Origin of the sequence: Burkholderia sp. USMB20 (assembly GCF_000949135.2) — a bacterium.
GTDB lineage: Bacteria > Pseudomonadota > Gammaproteobacteria > Burkholderiales > Burkholderiaceae > Burkholderia.
In genome coordinates, this window is record NZ_JTAN02000021.1 from 92,044 (window position 1) to 112,535 (window position 20,492).

Below are 20,492 nucleotides of genomic sequence, written 5' to 3' on the forward strand. Positions count from 1 at the left end.
GCGGACCGATTGCCGCGGCACCCTTTATCGCTCCCGTGCCGTCATGAACCTGAACGCCCTGTTTTCCCGTTTCTCGATCCGTACGCGGATTTTTTCCACGCTCGGGCTCGTCGCCGTGCTGCTCGTCGTGTCGGGCCTGATCGGCCTGACCGGCATGCAGCGCTCGAACCGCGCGCTCGACGAAGCCTATACGCGCGAGCTGGCCGCGAAGACCGCGCTGTCCGCCGCGAGCCTGAACCTGACGATCGTGCGCACCACGCTCGACCGCGCGATGCTGCATCCGGAGGCGCCGGAAGTGCCCGAGCTCGTCAACAAGGCCGAGGGCTATCTCGCGAAGGCCGACGCCGCGTGGCGCACCTACGCGACGATGCCGCACGACGGCGACGAAGGCCCGCTCGCGACCCGGCTCGACGCCGCGCGTCAGGCGCTGATCGGACAGGCGTTGAAGCCGATGATCGACGCGATCCGCGCGGGACGCCGCGACGACGCCGACCGCCTGCTGATGACGGTCGCGCCGCCGCTGTCGGTCGCGCTCACGCAGGCGACCGACGCGCTCGACGCGTACCAGGCCGCGCGCGGCAAGGACGTCTACGACACCGCGCAGACCTATTACGGCTGGATGCGCGCGGGCGCGATCGCCGGCATCGCGTTCGGTCTCGCCGCGTGTCTCGGCTGCGCGGTCGGCCTGCATTTCGCGATCACGCAACCGGTGAACCGGCTGCTGTCGCATTTCCGCCGCCTGTCGGACGGCGACTTGACGTCGGAAGTGCGCTGGTCGTCGCGCGACGAGATGGCCGAGCTGGTCAAGGGCGTGACGGGCATGCAGCGCAGCCTTGCCGATACGGTGCGCCAGGTCAGCCAGGGTTCCGAAGCGATCTCGACCGCGACGCACCAGATCGCGGCCGGCAACACCGACCTGTCGCAGCGTACCGAGGAGCAGGCGTCCGCGCTGCAGGAGACGGCCGCGAGCATGGAACAGCTGACGGCGACCGTGAAGCAGAACGCCGATCACGCGGTCGAGGCGCAGGCGTGCGCGGACAACGCGAGCGAGATCGCGACGCGCGGCGCGACGGTCGTCGGCGAGGTGATCGGCACGATGAACGAGATCGACCAGAGTTCGCAGAAGGTGGCCGACATCATCGGCACGATCGAGGGCATCGCGTTCCAGACCAACATCCTCGCGCTGAATGCGGCGGTCGAAGCCGCGCGCGCGGGCGAGCAGGGCCGCGGCTTCGCGGTGGTCGCGGGCGAGGTGCGCACGCTCGCGCAGCGCTCGGCGTCGGCCGCGAAGGAGATCCGCACGCTGATCGGCGAGTCGGTCGAGCGCGTCGCGACGGGGTCGCGGCTGGTCGGCGTGGCCGGCGCGACGATGCAGGACATCCAGCAGGCGATCGGCCGCGTGACGGGCATCATGACCGAGATCGCGGCCGCGTCGAACGAGCAGCGCGACGGTATCGAGCAGGTGAACCGCGCGGTGTCGCAGATGGATCAGGTGTCACAGCAGAACGCGGCGCTGGTCGAGCAGGCGGCGGCGGCTGCGGCGTCGCTCGAGGAGCAGGCCGATGGGCTGCGGCGGGCGGTGGGGGCGTTTCGGGTGGCGTGACGCACGGTGCGGCGCGCGCAGCGGGAGCAGTGGGCGGGGTAGTCATCCGGCGCGCGCCCGCCACCCGCGTTCCGCCGCGTCATCCACCCGCAAGCTGCGCCGCCGAGCGCGCCGACGCGACGAGCAGCAGCTTCATCGTCGCGCGCGTCGCGCCGACGAACAGCTTGCGGGCCGCACGCGCGTCGAGCGTGTCGAAGTCGACCTCGGTGAGGATCACGCACGGCGCGGACTGTCCCTTGAAGCGGTAGATCGAATCGAGCAGCACGTCGCCTTCGCGATATTCAGGGTTGCCGAACAGGTCGTACTTGCCGGTGAAGCGCTTGACCCGGTGCGGGCCGAGCTGGTCGAGCCGCGCGAGCACCGAGCTTTCGCGGCCGCGATACGACAGGACCGCGATGTCCTGCTTGCGGAAGCCGAGCGACAGCGCGTGCGTGATCGCGCGCTTGGTCGCGTCGATGCATGCTTCGGCGAGTGCGTCGCCCGACGCGCCGTCTTCCCCGTATGACGACACCGACGGATCGGAACCGTCGAACGGGCTGCCCGAGCGCAGTTCGGCCGCGAGCGGCTCGACGCGGCCGACGACGTCGCGCACGAATTCGAGCAGGTCGCGCGGGCTGCGGTAATTCGTCAGCGCCTTCAACGTGACCCAGCCGGGCAGCGCGACGGGCTCGCGCAGATAGAGGTTCTGCAGCGGGTCTTCCAGCCACCACCACGCGGCGTCCGGCGCCAGCAGGCGCTCGAGCGCCGCCGCCCACGGCGCGTGGAAGTCCTGTCCTTCGTCGACGATCAGCACATCGAAGCGCCAGCGTTCCGGAATCGGCGCTTGCGCGAAGCGCGCCTCGAGCCGCTCGAACGCGCCGGGCGTGTCGAAGTCGGGCGTATAGCCGCCGTCGCGGGCGACCCAGTCGCACAGCTGATGGTAGTTCGCGATCTTCGCGCCGGGCGGCGCGATGCGCGCGATGTAGTCGGCGAGCGGCCGGTTGAAACACACGTAGAGCACGCGCTTGCCGGCCGCGACCGCGTCGCGCATCGCCTGCACCGCGAGCTGCGTCTTGCCCGAACCCGCGGTGCCCGTCACGCGCAAGCGGAACGGCGTGAATTCGAGCTGGCGCGCCCACTCGGCAAGCCCGCCCGACAGCCGCGTGACGAGCGTGCCGGCCTGCCCGACGAGCGCGCTCGTGTCGGGCGTGAGCGCCAGTTCGTCCGCGAGGAAGTGATGCAGCTTCGCTGCGTTCGGCAACGGCTCGTCGTGCTCGGGCAGGATCTGCAGGATCACCTGCGCGAGCTGCGCCTTGCGCGACGCGTCGACGATGCGGTCGGCCGCGACGCCGGCGATCGCCGTCTCGCGGATCGCGTAGTCGGGGCAGTACAGCAGCGCCTCGACGCCATAGACGCCCGCGCCGAGCGCGGCGGTCAGCCGCCGGTGCAGCGTCTCCTGCGTGCGCGCGAGCTGGATCGGGACGTTGCGCTCCTTCTGCAGGTAGACCTTCACGAGCCCCTTCGGCGTTTCGCGCAGGAAGCCGGCCTTCTGCTCGATCAGCAGCACGCGGCCGGCCGGGCTCACGACGACGAACGCCGCTTCGCCGAACACCGAGAAACCCTGGTCGGCACGCGTCCAGTGCACGCCGTGATAGACGGTGTAGCTGTCCGGCAGCGCGTGTTCGAGGGCGGCAAGCGTCTCGCGCTCGCGTTCGGCCGCGCCGGTGGCGGCGAGGCTTTTCCAGTCGTCGGGAATGAGGCGGGCCATGAAGTCGGGCGGCGGATGCCGGTCGTGAACGGGGTCCGGCTATTGTACTGAGGAACCCGTTCACGACCGCCGCGCCGCAGGGGCGCCGGCCATGCGAAAGAGGTAGACGGCGTGCGGGAATTACCCGCGTGCGAGCCGCTTCGCGAGGTCGGCGCTGAGGATCGCCATGCGCGCGGGTTTTTCGTAGCAGACGACGTCGAATGCGCGGATCACTTCGCTGATGTCCGCTTCGCTCGCGCGGCCGGTGAGCAGGTCGCCCGTCAGCACGAAGATCGGCGCGCCCGGATTGTCGGACGTGCGCACCGCCTTGATCGCGGTGGCGGCCGTGCTGTCGTCGAACAGCCATTCGGTGACGACCGCGTCGAACGCCTGGCCCTGCAGCGCGTCGACGAACGGCGCGAGGCCGTCGAACGCGGCCGTCGAGAATCCCTGCCGCTCGAGATAGCGGCACAACTCGGTCGCGCTGACGCGATCGGGATCGATCACCGCGACGACGAGCTTGTCGCTCTCCGCGCGGCGCGGATAGATCTCGATCTTGTGCACGTCGTACGCGTTCTGATACAGCACGCCCGTATGGCGCAGCACGCGCCAGCGGCCGTTCTGTTCGTACGCGACGAACTCGGGGCGCGCGCCGGCTTCGAGCGGCGCGCCGATCCAGGCGGTGCACGGAATTTCGGCGACGCCGGCGTACAGGACGGCCTCCTGCGAATAGGCGCCGACCATGCCGGGGTCGAGCGTCTGCGCGCCGAACAGTTGAGCGGCGGGCTCGCCGTAGGCTTCGGCGACTTTCTTGATCTGCGCGAGCGTCCAGGGGCTGCTGCCGCGCAGCTTGCGGTGACCCTGCGAAAAGCTCAGGTCGAGGATGCGGCACAGCTCGGTGGTTTGCTGGCGCTTGCCGATGCCGTTGCGGGTCATCAGCTCGCGCACGCGCTCGGCAACCGCGAGGGAATCCGTGGTGATTGCTTCAGTGGTCATGCTACGGGAACGGATCGTGACGTTCAGAACGACGCCTTGCGGCAGTCTCGGCGGACAGTCTTTATGACGTCCAGGGGCGAGCCGACCGGCCACGCGCGGAAAAGATAACTTTACCGCAAAACGAGTGTCATTCCATGTCGCAATCGGTGCCTTTCTGTGAAAGGTGTGTCATGACGTTACGCTAGATCCGCAGGCGTGCGTCAGGCACCACTGGCCCGTTCGCAACCTTCGGACGCGGATCGCGAGGCGCCGGGACACGATTCCTCGCCGAGCGGCACGTAATCGCACCGCACTGCAGACGAAATGCACCAGAGCAGGGCGTGTCGGCGAGCCGAACCGCGGCATTCGTGCCGCTGCGTCGGCGACAAATTTTTACATGGCGTCGCGCGTCGGGCCGGATGGCCCGACATCTTGTACGCGAATGATTCGACGGCTTACTCTAATGAAACCGATGGGGATGCCATTGTCGAGCGCGCATGAACGCGGCGGAACCCCATGCTACGATTCGCCCGTCTCAAAATAGTGTTGAAGCGATGCAGAAGAAATTTGTGATGCGCGGGTACGAGATGAACTGCGAACCGCGCGTGACGGAGGACGGCAAGTACGCCGCCCAGGTCGAGGTCACGAAGCTGGGTTTCAGCCGCGAGGCCGCTTTCCGCAAGCTGGGCGAATTCGATACCGAAGCAGACGCCGTCGCCTACGCGAAAGCATTCTCCGAAGCCTGGTTGAGCCGCTACGCGTAGCGCGTCGTTTGTCCGTTCAAGACGGGCGCCGGCTCGACCGGCCGGTGCATGCACTGTGAGCCATCAGGGCGCCGAACGGGCGCCCCCATTCAAAGCGAAAATCACGAGGGACGCCCGGATGCATGGCGGGCGCGGGCGCACCTTCCCGCCTTTGCCGCATGGCGACGCGCCCGGATCGTCGCGTCCGGCAGAAGGGTTCGCGGAAGGCGATGGACAGCCGGCCCGCGATTGATTCCTGATGGTTTCGAATATCCGGGGAAGCGAGTAGATTCATCGCCCGGGTTGTGAGGTATCGTTCGATGCTCGATTGAAGGCAACGCAATTGGAGGCAGCGAATGGCCACTTTGTGCATGCAGATCGTCGTTCTCGGTAAAACTGTCCAGCTCGTGTTGTCGTCGGAGCACCGTACCGCCAGGATTTACATCGTCGACGCCGACGCGGGCAGCCATCCGCCTCGAACGATGAGCATCGAACAGTACGTCGACGCCGGCATGACGGACGACGAGATCGCACGGCATGTGCTCGAAGTCGTCACGATGTCGATCGAACAGCTCGCGCGGCTTCAGCCGTACAACCGCACGGCGCGCGCGCAAACGCGTCGGTTGAGCTATCCACACTGATCACCCCGATACCGGTTGCACCGGGATCGTCCCGGCGCGAACCGCGCCTTTCGATCTTCGATAACGTCCATGAGGTGCGATGACCTCGCGGTCATCGCGCCTTCGGCATTGATCAATGAAGCATGGCCTGCCCGACGCATTGCACGGGAAAGTATCGTCATGTCGTCATGATCAGGAAAACGAACGACATCGAAGAACCCTCGAAAAACGACCGCCGAATTCGAATTGCCTTACGCCGGCATATACGTGAACGGCTCTCCGTCTTCCCGCTCGACGGACAGCAGCCGCTTGAGCTGATCGAGCGCGAACAACTGCTTGCCTTCCGCCGCCGCTTCGGCGATCGCGGCATCGACGAGTTTTCGCGCGCGCGCGAGGATCACGGATCGCTGACGCGCGATCTCGAGCACCATGCGTTGCTCGATGTTCTGCCGGCTCGATTGCCTGTCGCTCAGATGACGCCAGCGATCGCGAAGCTCGGCCCAGGTGACGCGCCGGAATTCCGGAATCGTGCAGGGGAGCGTGCCGGCTTCCGCGGGTTCCGGCGGCGCGCGCAATGCGCATCGCAGCGCTTCACGGGCGCGCCATTCGTCGGAAAACGGTGCATATACGTCGCGCGAGCGGCCGATCGGATTCGCGCGCTCGATTTCCTTTTCGAGCAGGTAGGTCAGCCGTCGCAGTGCGGAGCCGTGCGCGAGCATGGCCGGATCGAGCACGCGGATCCCGCGCGATGCATCCGCGACGTGCGCTTTCAGTTCCCACAGCGTCAGACGAAGGTGCTGCACCTCGAGGATCAGTCGCTGGACGTCGGCGTAGGTGCACTTCGTCCACCATTCGGTGAGGTCGTTCAGCTTCGGGGGATCGAATGGGGGGAGGATCATGTTACTGCTGAAGAGGCACTGTATGGATATACAGTTTATCGCGCGGTAACATAGCGCCGTCAAGGCGAAAAAACAGGGACGGTCGACGGGCAACCGTCACCGGCGGCGGGGCCGCGGCCACGCACCGGATCGTTCATCGACTTTCCCCCACGTTCGCCATCCCGATCCTCAATCCGGGCGCCTGTCCGGCGCATGCCATCGCGAACGCCGATGCGTGTGCCGGCGTATCGACGCCAACAGAGAACAATGACGACCACCTATCCGCTGCACGACGCATTGACGCACGCCGACACGGCGTTTCCGGCCGAAGCCGACATCGTGATCGCCGGCGCCGGCATCATGGGCTGCGCGGCCGCCTACTACCTCGGCCTGCGCGGCCTGAAGGCCGTCGTGCTCGACAAGTCGCGCATCGCCGGCCAGCAATCGACGCGCGCATGGGGCTTCGTGCGGCAGCAGGGCCGCGAGTCCGCCGAAGTGCCGCTGATGATGGCCGGCATGCGGATCTGGGAAGGGCTTGAGCAGGCGCTCGGCTTCGACCTCGAATGGCGGCAGGGCGGTTGCCTCTATATCGCCGACAACGACGACGACTGGGCGTCGTTCCAGGCGTGGCTCGCCGTTGCGCGCGAACACGGGCTCGACACGCGCACGCTGACGCGCGCGGAAATCGACGAACGCGTGACCGGGCTGTCGACGCAGGCGCGCACGCTCGGCGGGCTGTATACGGCGACCGACGGGCAGGCCGAACCGCGCCGCGTGGCCGCCGCGTTCGCGGCGCGCGCGACGCAAGCCGGCGCGCGTTTCTTCGAAGGCTGCGGCGTGACGGCGATCGAGACGGCCGGCGGCGCGGTCGTCGGCGTCGTGACCGAGCGCGGCACGATCCGCACGCGGCGCGTGATCTGCGCGGCCGGCGCGACCAGCTTCCGGCTGCTCGACGGCGTCGGCATCCGGCTGCCGCAGCAGGCCGTGCGCGGCACCTGCATGCGCACCAACGTGTTGCCCGACGTGTCCGCGTCGACGATCTGGGGGCACGGCCTCGGTATCCGGCAACGCAGCAACGGCGCGATCAATCTCGCCGACGACATGCAGGTCGACGTCGACCTCACGCTCGGCCATCTGCGCGGCCTGAGCCTGTTCTGGCCGGAATTCTGGTCGCAGCGCGAGAAGTTCCGGCTGCATCTGAATGGCGCCGCGTGGCGCGATGCCTGCGCGCGCGTCGGCCGCGGAGGCGGGCCGATCGAGCCGCGCGATCCGCAGCCGCAGCCGAATCGCGCGCATGCGCCGCGCGCGCTCGCGAAGCTGAAGGCGATCTTCCCCGCGCTGAAGGACGCGCAGATCGTCGAGGCCTGGGCCGGCCTGATCGACGTGCTGCCCGACGGGATTCCGGTGATCGACGCGCCCGGCACGCCGTCCGGGCTCGCGATCGCGACCGGTTTCTGCGGGCACGGCTTCGCGATGGGGCCGATCGTCGGGCGGCTGCTGGCCGAATGGGTCGATACGGGCGCGCCGTCGCTCGACCTGGCGGCGTTCCGCGCCGGGCGTTTCGCCGACGGGACGATGGTGCGGCCGCGCAGCATGCTGTAGCGGACGGGGGCCCGCGTGTTCCCGTCGTAGAATCGAGCCCGCAATCTTCAGGAGATTCCCCGTTGGCAACGCCCTCCGACAAGCGCCGCTCGTTGCGCTCACGCCTGCGTCGTGCCCGCGATCCGTGGCAGGCGCCGCGTGCGCGCACGCTGTTCACGCGTCCCGCGACGTCGCCGCGGCGCACGCTGCTGTTCCGTCTCGGCGCGGTCGTGGTGCTGTGCATGCTCGCGTTTCTCGTGCTGTATCTCGATCGCGACGGCCTGCGCGATTCGACCAAGAGCACGCCGATGAATGTCGCCGATCTCGTGTACTTCACGATGGTCACGGTCGCGACGGTCGGCTACGGCGACATCGTGCCGGTCACCGCGCGCGCGCGTCTGATCGATGCGTTCTTCATCGTGCCGATCCGCATCGGCATCTGGTTCATCTTCCTGGGCACGGCGTATCAGTTCGTGATCCAGCGCGTCATCGAGGAATTCCGCATGAAACGCCTGCAGAAGCAACTGTCCGACCACATCGTCGTGTGCGGCTACGGCCTGTCGGGGTCGATCGCCGTGCGCGAGCTGCTCGAAAGCGGTGTCGATCCGTCGACGGTCATCGTGATCGATGCGCAGCAGCAGGCGCTCGAGGCCGCGACGTCGCTCGGCGTGACGGGGCTGCTCGGCGATCCCGCGCACGAGGATCTGCTGCAGCAGGCGCAAGTGCGCTCGGCGAAGGCCGTGATCATCTCGGTGACCGACGACCCGACCGCGATCCTGCTGACGCTGTCGGTGCGCAGCATCGCGCCCGAGACGAAGATCGTCGTGCGGATCCAGGAGAACCTGTATCAGCGGCAACTGCGGCAGGCGGGCGCGGACGTGATCGTGTCGTCGACGAAGATCGGCGCGCTGCTGCTCGCGGATGCGGTGCATAGCCGCTACATCGTGCCGTTCGTGAACGACATGCTGTCGACGCGCGGGCGCGCGACGCTGCTGGAGCGCGAGGCATTGCCGCACGAGATCGGCTGCATGACGAACGTCGTGCCGGGTGCGATCGTCGTCGGGCTCGATCGCTGCGGGAAGATCCATTCGTTCTACGAGGATCCACCGTGCCGGATCGAGGCGGGGGATACGCTGGTCGTGATTCAGTCGGCGCGGATTCCGGATCCGGATGTGTGAGGGCCGGTTGTGCCGCATCCCGGCATCGTGCGCCATGCCGCGCGGTGACCGGGGCAACCCCGCTTGATATGTCCCCGCGCGTTATTTAGTATGAGGTAATCGCGTCGTGCGCCGCGCACGAGCGTGATCATCGAGGAGACACATGCAATTCAGGTCGACGGCGCCCTATACCATCGTCGTGATCGGTATCGTGATTGCGTGCGCGCTCATGGGTCTGTGCGTGCTGCAGCTGTTCCAGAGCCGTAACGACGCGCTCGCGCGGGCGAGCGAAACCTCCCGCAATCTTGGCCTGATCGCCGAGCGCGACATCGAACGCAATTTCGAACTCTACGACCTGTCGCTGCAGGCTGTCATCGCGGGGCTTCAACGTCACGACGTGATGACCGCGCCCGCGAGCTTGCGGCGCGCCGTGCTGTTCGATCACGCCATGACGGCAGAGTTTCTCGGCTCGATGCTGGTGCTCGACGCCGGCGGCAACATCGTCCTCGATTCCGCCGGCGACGAGCCGCGTCACGGCAATTTCGCCGATCGCAAGTATTTCACCATCCACCGCGACAATCCGGACGCAGGGCTCTACGTCAGCGATCCGTTCATATCGCGCCTGCGAGGAGGCTCGCCCAGCATCGGGCTCTCGCGGCGGATCTCGAACCCGGACGGCTCGTTTGCCGGCATTGTGCTCATCGCGGTCAACCTCGAGTATTTCCACCAACTGTTCGCCGGCCTGTCGCTCGGACAGCACGGCTCGATCTCGCTGATCGGCAACGACGGCGTGATGGTGATGCGCCAGCCGTACGACGTGCATACCATCGGGCGCAACATCAGCAAAGCCGCGACCTTCCGGCGATTCCAGACCGCGCCGGAGGGCTCGTTCTCTGAAACGTCGTCGATCGACGGGGTGCGCCGTCTCTATTACTTCAAACATCTACCCAAGCTCCCGCTGATCATCATGGTCGCGGAGGCGGAGCAGGATATCTACGCGGCCTGGCGGCACCGCGCCGTGACGATCGGCGCGCTGGTGGCGACGTTCGGCGCCGCGTTCATCGGGGTGTCCTTCATGCTCGGCACGCAACTCCGGCGCCGGATGCGCGCCGAGTCGGAACTCGTGCTGCTCGCCCGCACCGACGGTCTCACCGGCCTGAACAATCGCCGCAGCTTCGCGGAAGTGCTGGACCGCGAATGGCGCCGCGCGCGGCGCGCGCGATCGGTGTTCTCGTTGCTGTTCGTCGATGTCGACCGCTTCAAGGCCTACAACGACACCTACGGCCACCAGGCGGGAGACGATGCGCTGGCTGCGGTTGCGCGCTGCATCGGCGACAACATTCGCCGGCCGGCCGACACCGCGGCCCGTTATGGCGGAGAGGAATTCGTCGTGTTGCTCCCCGATACCGCCGAGACGGGTGCCGCCCAGATTGCCGAGCGGATCCGCGCGGCGATCGACGAACTGCCGCTCGAACACGCCGGCAGCGAACACGGGCATGTCACGGCCAGTATCGGCCTGGCGAGCTGGACGCCCGAGCACGATGCCGAGGCCGAGGCCGTGATCAAGGCTGCCGACGAAGCGTTGTACTACGCGAAGGCGACCGGCCGGAACAAGGTCGTCGCGTTTCAGCCGCCGGCATGACGCGTGGCGCGACATGCAGGCGCGTGGCCGCGCTCGAATTGCCTCGAGCCCGCCGCGGTCGCGATTGCACCTGCGCGTGCCTGCCAGGGGTACGCGGCCGCGAAACTTTATGACGTGCACCGAATAATTTATCGGTTTATATCGGTTGGGAATGCCGGATCGCGGGAACAGAATCGTCGCTTCCGGAACCCGAATGCCTGTGTGTCGACGCTCCAGCAGCCACTTTTCAGGTGATGGCGAGCGTGCATGCACGTGTCGGGTTCCTGTCTCCATGTGGACATCGCCGGCCATGCGGCGAACAAGGGAATGCGATGAGTTCGATCGATCTGAACGCAGTCACGCCGGTTTCCGCGCCCATCCGCTCTGCGAGCGATGTGGCGCGCCTGATCAATACGACGGACAGTTCCGTCAGCCACGCGCGGATGATCGTGCTGCTTGCGCTCGGCGGTGTGTTTCTCGACGCGTACGACCTGACGACACTGTCGTACGGCATCGACGACGTCGCGCGTGAATTCGGCCTGACGCCCGCGCTGACGGGGCTGGTCGGCTCGGCGATCATGATCGGCACGATCTTCGGAAGCCTGATCGGCGGATGGCTGACCGACAGGATCGGCCGTTATCAGGTGTTCATGGCCGACATGCTGTTCTTCGTCGTCGCGGCGATCGCGGCCGGGCTCGCGCCGAACGTCTGGGTGCTGATCGCCGCGCGCTTCGTGATGGGGCTCGGGGTCGGCATCGACCTGCCCGTCGCGATGGCGTTTCTCGCGGAGTTCTCGAAGTTCAACGGCCGCGGCAACAAGGCGTCGCGGCTCGCTGCATGGTGCCCGATGTGGTACGTGGCGTCGTCGGTGTGCTTCCTGCTGATCTTCGGCATGTATTTCCTGCTGCCGGCCGAGCATGCGGGCTGGCTGTGGCGCGCGTCGCTGATCTTCGGCGCGGTGCCGGCGCTCGTCATCATCCTGGTCCGGAATCGCTTCATGAACGAATCGCCGTTGTGGGCCGCGAATCAGGGCGACCTGGCCAATGCCGCGCGCATCCTGCGCGAGTCGTACGGCATTCACGCCCATGAAGCGGACGACGCGCCGCGCGAGCCGAGCCCGCCGCCCGTGCGGATTCGCGTGCTTTTCCAGCGTCCGTATCTCGGCCGAACGATCGTCGCCAGCGTGATGAACCTGTGCATTCCGTTCGAATACACGGCGATCGCGTTCTTCCTGCCGTCGATCCTGTCGCAGTTTCTCGGCGCGGGCGTGTTCGAGACGATCGCGGCGTCGCTTGCGCTGAACGTGCTGTTCGCGTTGACGGGCGGTTTGCTGGGCATGCGTCTCGCGTATCGATATCCGTCGCGTCACGTCGCGATCGCGGGGTTCGCGCTGCAGTTCGTCGCACTCGTCGCGCTCGCGCTGGCGGGGCATCCGCACGGCGCATTCGCTATCGGCCTCGTGTTGCTGATGCTCGGCACCTGGCTGTTCGCCGAAGGTTTCGGGCCGGGTGCGCAGATGATGATCTACCCGACGCTGTCGTATCCGGCGGCGATCCGCGGCACCGGTGTCGGCTTCGGGCGCTCGCTGTGCGGGATCGGCCAGGCGCTCGCGCTGTTCGTGCTGCCGATCCTGCAGGCCCGTCTCGGCACGGACATGTTCTGGGTCGTCGCGGTCAGCGCGGCCACGCCGATCGTGTTCCTGCTGATCGTGCGTCATGAACCGACGGCGCGCGATATCGACGCCGAGGCGGCCGCATGAATGCAGCGCTTGCCGGAACCCGCAAACAAGTTCGCCGCAATACCGGCCTTCGCGCTACATTGGCGTCATTCGCCTTCAGCCGAAGGCCGACCCGGAGTCGAACCATGCAACGCCAGACCGGCAACCTGTTCAGCCTCGAAGGTGCGCGCGGCGACGACGAGCGCGTCGACGTGCTCGTCGCGGGATCGCGCCTGAACGTCGAGCGGATCGTGTCGATGGGGCACACGAGTCCCGACGGGTTCTGGTACGACGATTCGCGCGCCGAATGGGTCGTGCTGCTGTCAGGCGCCGCGGTGCTCGAGTTCGAAGCGGACGCGACGCTGCACGACATGCGCCCCGGCGACTACGTGCTGATCGAACCGCATTGCCGGCATCGCGTCGCATGGACGCATCCTGAAGAACGGTCGGTCTGGCTCGCGATCTATCACGATCGATGAAACGTGCCGCGACTTATCGACCTGGCCGCCGCCGGCTGAAGCGCTGCTCGACGACGTTGGTTCCCCATTGCGCGCCCTCCGATTCGCTGGTCAGCGTAAAACCGAACGATTCATACAGGTGGCGTGCCGAATCCAGCCCCTTGAACGTCCACAGGTAGGTCTCGTCGAACTGCTGCTCATCGACGAAATGCATGGCGCGCGTCATCAGTTCCCGTCCGATCCCGAAGCCACGCAATCCATCGTCGACGATGAACCACCGCAAGTGTGCGATTCCCGTGGCTTTATTCCCGTCTATCGCGACCGAGGCGAGCGCGCGGCCGTGTTCGGCATGGAGCCACAGAGCCTTGCCCTCGGCCGGCAGGGTGCCGGCAAATTCCGCGAGTTCGGTCGCCACCTTTTTCTCGAAGAAAGCGCCGAACCCCCAGTGTTCCGAATAGAAGCGCGCGTGAAGGCTTGCTATGTCGCCGATACAGCCGGGCTGGTAGCCGTCGACGATCTGCGTGGTGTCCGCTTTAGGCGTGCGCGCGTCGGTGGCATTGTCTTGCGCGAGCGCATCGCTATAAAGCGCGAGGGAGCGGACGAGGGTTTGCTGGTCCGCCGGAACCATCCGACGTAACGCATTCGACACCTGACGTGTCGCAAACTGGTCGATCTTCTTGCGCAGTTTTTGCCCGTCGGCAGTCAGGTACAGCTGCGTCGCACGTGCATCGTCGGGCGAGATGCGGCGCGTCACGAAGCCGGCCGTTTCGAGCCGCGAAAGCTGCCTGCTCGTGTTCGATTTATCCAGACGCAGAATGCTGCCCAGATCCTTCGCGCTGATGCCGGGCGCCATGCCTATCTCGAGAACGGCGTGAACGGCAGACGGCGCCAGATCGCTGTCGGCCAATGTCGCCCGCATGAAACCCAGTTCGCGAACCAGTTTGCGCGAGAAGTCCCGAAGCTCGAGGATCGTCGCTTCGCGCGTCTTCGACGGAATATCGATGAGGTCCATGGCGAGCCCGGGAAAGTTGCGTGTCGCAAGTAATATTAGTTGCGACACGCAACTTGTCAAGGACGAGCGTCGCCGGGCAGCCGGGCGACGTGCCCGGCATCGCGGCCCGGCGCAGCAGAAACGGCGCGGCGCCGGGCTTTATCCCCGTCCCACGAACGGCATCGTGGTCGCCATGATCGTCATGTTCAGGATGTTCGTATCCAGCGGAAGATTCGCCATCTGAACGACCGCATTCGCGACATGCGTGACGTCCATCCGCGCCTCGGGCGCCATGCGGCCGTCGGCCTGCGGCACGCCTTCCGTCATGCGATCCGTCAGCGACGTCGCCGCGTTGCCGATGTCGATCTGGCTGCACGCGATGTTGTATGCACGGCCGTCGAGCGCGAGCGACTTGGTGATGCCGGCCACCGCATGCTTGGTGGCCGTGTACGCGATCGTGTTCGGGCGCGGCGTATAGGCGGAGATCGAGCCGTTGTTGATGATCCGGCCACCCTGCGGCGTTTGCGCCTTCATCACGCGCCACGCGGCCCGCGCGCACAGAAAGACGCCCGTGAGGTTCGTCGCGACGACGTCGTTCCATACGTCGAACTCGTGTTCGTCGAGCGGCACGGCCGGCGCATTGCGCCCGGCATTGTTGAAGAGGACGTCCAGCCGCCCGAACCGCTGCGCGATCTGCGCGAATGCGTGGTCGACCGACGCTTCGTCGGTGACGTCGGCCGGAAACGCGTGTGCGTCGCCACCGTCGGCGACGATCGCCTCTTTCGTTTCACGCAGCGAGGCTTCCTTGCGTCCGATCAGCGCGACGGCAAATCCGGCGTTCGCGAGCGCGATTGCCGCGGCACGACCGATGCCGGATCCGGCGCCCGTGACGGCGGCGAACTTCTTCGAGACAGACATGGCTTGATTTCCTGCGGGTTGGGTGAGGAAAGCGGCGGCGGGCGCGCGATGGACCCGCCGCGCCGGTCGAAGCGACATCCTACCGCGCACACCGGATTTCGCGACGCGAGCGGCTATGCCTTGCGCGTCGGCGCGGCCTTGCGTTCGCGCGTTCCGGCTTGCGCGAACAGGCTGACCACGACATCGCGGAGCCACCGGTTGCCTTCATCCTGATTCACGCGCGCATGCCACAGCATGTGGATCGGCGCGCCCGGCAGCGTGACCGGCAACGCGCGCCAGCCGAGCGAAAACGGCGCGGCGAGCTGCAGCGCCAGGTGTTCCGGCACGGTCGCGATCAGGTCGGTGCGCTGCAGGATATAGCCGACGCTCATGAAATGCGGCACCGTCAGCCGCACGCGGCGCTTCACGCGGCGGCGCTTCAGCCATTCGTCCACCTGGCCGTGACCGGTGCCGGCCGACACCACGACGAGATGCTCGGCCGCTCGCCATGCGTCGACGGTCAGCGGCGCGTCCTCGAGAGGATGCCCGCGCCGGAACAGGCACACGTATCGCTGATCGAACAGCCGGCGCTGATAGAACCCACCCTGCAACTGCGGCAGCAGGCCGATCGCGAGATCGACGCGGCCGTCGGCCATCTCGTCGGCGAGGTTGACGCTCGTGTTGCGCACCGTATTGAGTGCGATGCCCGGTGCCGTGCGCGACAGGTGTTCGAGCAGCGCGGGCAGGAACACGACTTCGCCGATATCGGTCATCCCGATCGTCATCGTGCGCGATACGCGCAGCGGATCGAAACCGGTCTCGGGGTTGAGCGCGGCATGCAGCGTCGACAGCGCGTGCGCAACCGGTTCGGCCAGGCGCAGCGCGAACGGTGTCGGCACCACGCCGCCCGGCCCGCGCACGAACAGCGGATCGCCGAGCCGGCGGCGCAGCTTCGCGAGCGCGTTGCTGACGCCCGGCTGGCTCATGTTCATCTGCTCGGCGACGGTCGACACGCGCCGCTCCTGCATCAGTCGCTGAAACAGCAGCAACAGATTGAGGTCGATCTCGCTCAGTTCCATGGTTCCGGGTTGTCTCCGATCATTCCGGTCAGTGATGAAGCAGATTCCCTGCATTTTATTGTGGGATAAGGGAGCGCTGCTGAAAATACCGATACGGCGCTCGCATTCGACAGGCGCGCCGGGCGGGGCACGCGCACCGCGGCCTCGACCACTCACCATCTGAATATCGGAGACACGTTCATCATGCAGACGAATCTGAGGATCGCGATCGTCGGGGCCGGCATCGGCGGCCTGACGCTGGCGCTTGCGTTGCGCGAGCAGGGCATCGACGCGCAACTGTACGAGCAGACCGACGTGCTGCGCGAGGTGGGGGCAGCCGTCGCGCTGTCGGCCAACGCGACGCGCTTCTACGAACGAATGGGATTACGGCCGGCTTTCGACGCGGTGTGCGCGGAGATTCCCGGCCTCGTCTATCGCGACGGGCGCAGCGGCACGGTGATCGGCCATCATCGCGGTGAACCCGACTATCGCCGGCAGTTCGGCGGCGCGTACTGGGGCGTGCATCGCGCGGACCTGCAGGCGATCCTGTCGAAGGCGGTCGGTGTCGGGCAGATTCATCTCGGCCATCGGCTCGTCGATCTCGCGCAGCATCCGGATCGCGTCACGCTGAGCTTTGCCAACGGCGTACGCGTCGACGCCGATCTCGTGATCGGCGCGGACGGCGCGCGTTCGATCACGCGGCGCTGGATGCTCGGCTACGACGACGTGCTGTATTCGGGGTGCTCGGGCTTTCGCGGCGTGGTGCCGGCCGAGCGGATGGACCTGTTGCCCGATCCCGAGACCATTCAGTTCTGGGTCGGGCCGCACGGCCACCTGCTGCACTATCCGATCGGCGACAACGACGACCAGAACTTCCTGCTGGTCGAGCGTCATCCGTCGCCGTGGCCGTCGCGCGACTGGGTCATGCCGGCGCAAGAGGGCGAGCAGTTGCGCCTGTTCAAGGACTGGCATCCGGCGGTGGTGCAGATGATCACCGCGGTGCCGATCAGCCAGCGCTGGGGGCTGTTCCACCGGCCGCCGCTCGGCCGCTGGAGCCGCGGGCGCGTGACGCTGATCGGCGACGCCGCGCATGCGCTGGTGCCGCATCACGGGCAGGGCGCGAACCAGTCGATCGAGGACGCGATGGTGCTGGCCGCGCAACTGGCGAAGGCCGGGCGCGGCAACTGGCACGAGGCGCAGGAAGCGTACGAGCGGCTGCGGCGCGGCCGCACACGCAAGGTGCAGTACGCGTCGATCTCCGCGGCCGACGTGCTGCATCTGCCCGACGGGCCGGCCGCGCAGGCGCGCAATGCGCGTCTCGGCGAGCGCGACAGCGTGCTGCATCACCTGGACTGGATTCACGATTTCGACGCGCTCGCCGATGAACCGAACGAGCGGCAGGGCGGGACGTGGCTTTGACCTGACAGGCGCGATCAGTGGCAGTGCATCAGGCAACCGGTGCGGCAGTTGCGTGGGGTCGTTCGTCGGGAAGGCCGGCCTTTCTCGTGCAGGCTGGCCAGCCCGGCTGGCCGTCACGCGTAGTCGGCCACCTGTTGCGCGTCGCGCTTGACCTGTTCGATGTCGCGAAACCGCGCGGCCGGATGGGCGTCCGGCAGCCGCGCCGATGCACCGAACAGCTTCTCGCGCAGCGTGCCCGGCGCATATTCGGTCGGATAGACGCCGCGCCGCTGCAACTCCGGCACGAGGTAGCGCACGATGTCCTCGAAGGTTTCGTGCGCAACGGCATACGCGAGATTGAAGCCGTCGACGTCGGTCGCGGCGACCCATTCCTGCAGGATGTCCGCGACGGTCTGCGCTGAGCCGACGAACACGGGCCCCATCCCGCCGATGCCGCCCCACGCGGCCAGTTCCTCGATCGTCCACGCGGTATCGCCGCCGGCCAGATGCTCGACGGCCGACACGATCGCGTTCGTCTCGACGCGCCGGACGGGATCGGTCGGCGCGTACTGGCCGAAATCGATGCCGGTCCAGCCGGACATGAACACGAGCGAGCCGTCGTACGACACATAACGACGGTACTCGTCGAACTTGGCCTGCGCCTTCTCGTCGGTCTCGTCGACGATCACCGTGACGAGGTTGTAGATCAGCACGTCGTGCGGGTCGCGGCCCGCGGCGGCGGCCTGCGCGCGCACGTCGGCGACATAGCGCGCGAGTTGCGGGCGGGACGGCGCGGCGACGAACACGCATTCGGCGTGCTGCGCGGCGAACGCCTTGCCGGGGCCGGACGCGCCGGCCTGGAACAGCACCGGCGTGCGCTGCGGCGACGGCTCGCACAGGTGATAGCCGGGCACGTCGAAGAAGCGCCCCTTGTGGCCGATCTCGTGCACCTTCTCCGGATGCGTGAACACGCGGCCGTCGCGATCGCGCACGACCGCGCCGTCTTCCCAGCTGCCTTCGAACAGCTTGTACAGCACCTCGACGTATTCGGCCGCGACCGCATAGCGATCGTCATGGGTGCGCAGTCCGTTGTCGCCGACGTTTTTCGCGCCGCTTTCCAGGTACGACGTGACGATATTCCACGCGAGCCGGCCCTTCGTGTGATGGTCGGCAGTCGACAGCCGGCGCGCGAACGTGTACGGATGCTCGAACGTCGTCGACGCGGTGATGCCGATACCGAGATGCTCGGTCGCCATCGCGATCGGCGCGGCGAGCTGCAGCGGATCGTTGACGGGGATCTGCGCGGCCTGGTGCAGCGCGTGGTAGTTGCTGCCCTGGTAGACGTCGTAATAGCCGATCACGTCCGCGATGAAGATCGCGTCGAAGATCCCGCGTTCGAGCACGCGGGCGAGATCGGTCCAGTAGTCGAGATCCTTGTACTGCCACGAACGATCGCGCGGATGCGCCCACAGCCCGGGCGACTGATGGCCGACGCAATTCATTTCGAACGCGTTGAAGCGGATGGTCTTGCTCATCGCGCGGCTCCCGTTTCCGTGCCTGCTTGCGCACCTGCACCGTTGCCGACGCGCCAGACGAACGGCGGCGTGCGTCCGTTGATGACCCAGTCGCCGACGATCCGCGCCTTGTAGACGAGCGGATTGTGAGACGACACCGTGCGCGCGTTGCGCCAGTGACGGTCGAGCGCGGTCGTGCTGCGCGTCGCGGATGCGCCGAGCGCGTCGAACAGGCGCGTCGCCGCGCGCAGCACGAGTTCCGACACGACGAGCTGGCTCTGCGCGGATTCGATTTCGGCGGCGACGTTGGCGGCATGTTCGGCTTCGTCGTCGCCGCCGAAGCGTGCGACGTATGCCTGCTGCAGCGGCTGCGCGGCGCGCAGCGTGAGCGCATCGGCCGCATAGGCCCACGACGCGATTTCGCCGATCACCTGCTGGAGCTGCGCATCGTCGCCGGCGCGCGCGGCGTTGCCGTGGCTGTACACGCGCGTGCGGCCGCGCACGAGCTCGCCCGCGTCGCGCACGATCGCATGGCCGATGCCGGCCAGCGTGGCGACGTGGAACAGCTGGTAGAACGCGGTCTGGTATTTGAAGCGGCGTGCGAAATCGATCACGTGGTCGGCGTCGACCGCCGCATTCTCGAAGCGCGTCGTGCCGCTGCCGGTCGTTTTCTGGCCGAAGCCGTCCCAGTCGTCTTCGAGTATCACGCCGGGCTGCCCGGTGGCGATCGCGACGATCACGTCGCTGCCATCCTCTTCGCGCTGCGCGAACACGTCGATCCAGTCCGCGAACAGGCTGCCGGTGCTGTAGAACTTCCGGCCGTTCAACACGAGCCGGCCGTTCTGCTCCGATACCTTGGTGATCGTCTGGCCGAGCGGAACGTCGCCGGCCTCCGACCACGCATTGCCGACGAGCTGGCCGCTCGCGAAACGATCGAACCACGTCGTGCGCTGCGGCCCGGGCGGCGCGTTCAGCCAGTCCTCGACGAACGCGAAATGGCCGCGCAACGCTTGCGGCAGATTGGAGTCGGCGGCGGCGAGTTCGGTCAGCAGCCGGAACAGCTGCGGCAGCGACGCGCCGGCGCCGCCGTCACGCACCGGCAGCCGTATCGCGCCGAAGCCGGCGGCCTTGAGCCAGCCGATCGCTTCGTACGGCAGTTCGCGGCGGCGTTCGCGCTCGGCGGTGCCGGCGGCAATCCGGTCGAAGATCGGCCGGAACCGGCTCGCGAGTGCGTCGTAGTCGGTGCCGGTGGACAGTTCGGTATCTGCGTGCGACGAAGTCATGCGGGGTTCCTCGTAGGGCGGGGCCGTTTGCACCGGGAGCCCAGTATAGGAAGCACGACGCGCACGTTCCAATAACGGATTCGCAGATCGTTATCGTCGCTGCGCATTACGCGAACGGCGCCGTGAAACGTCGACGCCAGGGCATCGATTGCGACGCCGAAGCGCGGAAGCGGATGCGGTGCCGTGCGATGTCGTTTGTTATCCGAAGGAATATAGTTACGAGAATCGCTCGGTTTGCCGGCCTGCGGCGCGCTGCTAGATTGAGTGCTTT

The 20,492-nt window shown here is 67.0% G+C and carries 17 protein-coding genes; 9 read left to right on the plus strand and 8 right to left on the minus strand.

The genetic code is table 11. From position 1 onward, the window contains the following. The first annotated feature begins 43 nt into the window (after window positions 1-43). Window positions 44-1,603, plus strand: a complete 1,560-nt coding sequence (locus tag PL79_RS30770) for a methyl-accepting chemotaxis protein (RefSeq protein WP_044843211.1) — start codon at window positions 44-46, stop codon at window positions 1,601-1,603. Window positions 1,604-1,682: 79 nt separating this feature from the next. Here the strand turns inward: PL79_RS30770 and PL79_RS30775 are convergent, their stop codons facing one another. Both PL79_RS30775 and PL79_RS30780 read right to left on the minus strand, forming a co-directional pair. Next, window positions 1,683-3,350, minus strand: coding sequence for an ATP-binding domain-containing protein (locus PL79_RS30775; RefSeq protein WP_044843212.1), 1,668 nt, complete (start codon window positions 3,348-3,350; stop codon window positions 1,683-1,685). A gap of 120 nt (window positions 3,351-3,470) precedes the next feature. Then, complete coding sequence (locus PL79_RS30780) at window positions 3,471-4,325, minus strand: helix-turn-helix domain-containing protein (protein WP_044843213.1); 855 nt, start codon at window positions 4,323-4,325, stop codon at window positions 3,471-3,473. A gap of 533 nt (window positions 4,326-4,858) precedes the next feature. Here PL79_RS30780 and PL79_RS30785 point away from each other — a divergent pair. Continuing rightward, window positions 4,859-5,068, plus strand: a complete 210-nt coding sequence (locus PL79_RS30785) for a hypothetical protein (protein WP_044843214.1) — start codon at window positions 4,859-4,861, stop codon at window positions 5,066-5,068. Between the two features lie 335 nt (window positions 5,069-5,403). Continuing rightward, a complete protein-coding gene (locus PL79_RS30790) occupies window positions 5,404-5,688 on the plus strand; it encodes a hypothetical protein (protein ID WP_044843215.1) in 285 nt (94 codons plus the stop codon). A 230-nt stretch (window positions 5,689-5,918) separates the two neighbouring features. On the opposite strand, the gene PL79_RS30795 is transcribed toward PL79_RS30790, so the two are convergent. Beyond that, on the minus strand, window positions 5,919-6,566 hold the full coding sequence (locus PL79_RS30795; RefSeq protein WP_044843216.1) for a hypothetical protein: 648 nt from the start codon (window positions 6,564-6,566) through the stop codon (window positions 5,919-5,921). Between the two features lie 246 nt (window positions 6,567-6,812). Here PL79_RS30795 and PL79_RS30800 point away from each other — a divergent pair, with 246 nt between their 5' ends. The 5 genes from PL79_RS30800 to PL79_RS30820 all read left to right on the plus strand — a co-directional run bounded on the left by PL79_RS30800 (window position 6,813) and on the right by PL79_RS30820 (window position 13,101). Then, complete coding sequence (locus tag PL79_RS30800) at window positions 6,813-8,147, plus strand: NAD(P)/FAD-dependent oxidoreductase (protein WP_044843217.1); 1,335 nt, start codon at window positions 6,813-6,815, stop codon at window positions 8,145-8,147. A 62-nt stretch (window positions 8,148-8,209) separates the two neighbouring features. Beyond that, entirely contained in the window at window positions 8,210-9,304 is a 1,095-nt protein-coding gene (locus tag PL79_RS30805; RefSeq protein WP_044843218.1) for a potassium channel family protein, read from the plus strand. Between the two features lie 142 nt (window positions 9,305-9,446). Further along, complete coding sequence (locus PL79_RS30810) at window positions 9,447-10,925, plus strand: sensor domain-containing diguanylate cyclase (RefSeq protein WP_044843219.1); 1,479 nt, start codon at window positions 9,447-9,449, stop codon at window positions 10,923-10,925. 311 nt (window positions 10,926-11,236) lie between these two features. After that, complete coding sequence (locus tag PL79_RS30815; RefSeq protein WP_044843220.1) at window positions 11,237-12,664, plus strand: MFS transporter; 1,428 nt, start codon at window positions 11,237-11,239, stop codon at window positions 12,662-12,664. 104 nt (window positions 12,665-12,768) lie between these two features. Beyond that, entirely contained in the window at window positions 12,769-13,101 is a 333-nt protein-coding gene (locus PL79_RS30820; RefSeq protein ID WP_044843221.1) for a cupin domain-containing protein, read from the plus strand. Between the two features lie 13 nt (window positions 13,102-13,114). Here the strand turns inward: PL79_RS30820 and PL79_RS30825 are convergent, their stop codons facing one another. The 3 genes from PL79_RS30825 to PL79_RS30835 all read right to left on the minus strand — a co-directional run bounded on the left by PL79_RS30825 (window position 13,115) and on the right by PL79_RS30835 (window position 16,047). Further along, window positions 13,115-14,092 carry a bifunctional helix-turn-helix transcriptional regulator/GNAT family N-acetyltransferase gene (locus PL79_RS30825; RefSeq protein WP_044843222.1) on the minus strand — a complete coding sequence of 326 codons (978 nt, stop codon included), beginning with the start codon at window positions 14,090-14,092 and terminating at the stop codon, window positions 13,115-13,117. A 138-nt stretch (window positions 14,093-14,230) separates the two neighbouring features. Further along, a complete protein-coding gene (locus PL79_RS30830) occupies window positions 14,231-14,989 on the minus strand; it encodes an SDR family oxidoreductase (RefSeq protein WP_044843223.1) in 759 nt (252 codons plus the stop codon). A 113-nt stretch (window positions 14,990-15,102) separates the two neighbouring features. Continuing rightward, window positions 15,103-16,047 carry a LysR family transcriptional regulator gene (locus PL79_RS30835; protein ID WP_044843224.1) on the minus strand — a complete coding sequence of 315 codons (945 nt, stop codon included), beginning with the start codon at window positions 16,045-16,047 and terminating at the stop codon, window positions 15,103-15,105. 183 nt (window positions 16,048-16,230) lie between these two features. Here PL79_RS30835 and PL79_RS30840 point away from each other — a divergent pair, with 183 nt between their 5' ends. Further along, window positions 16,231-17,445: an FAD-dependent oxidoreductase gene (locus PL79_RS30840; RefSeq protein ID WP_044843225.1), complete on the plus strand. Its 1,215-nt coding sequence runs from the start codon at window positions 16,231-16,233 to the stop codon at window positions 17,443-17,445. Window positions 17,446-17,558: 113 nt separating this feature from the next. Here the strand turns inward: PL79_RS30840 and PL79_RS30845 are convergent, their stop codons facing one another. Both PL79_RS30845 and PL79_RS30850 read right to left on the minus strand, forming a co-directional pair. Then, window positions 17,559-18,959 (minus strand): LLM class flavin-dependent oxidoreductase, encoded by a 1,401-nt coding sequence (locus PL79_RS30845; protein ID WP_044843226.1) that lies wholly within the window; start codon window positions 18,957-18,959, stop codon window positions 17,559-17,561. Then, window positions 18,956-20,221, minus strand: coding sequence for an acyl-CoA dehydrogenase family protein (locus PL79_RS30850; protein WP_044843227.1), 1,266 nt, complete (start codon window positions 20,219-20,221; stop codon window positions 18,956-18,958). The genes PL79_RS30845 and PL79_RS30850 overlap by 4 nt, the downstream gene beginning before the upstream one ends. Window positions 20,222-20,492 lie beyond the last annotated feature (271 nt).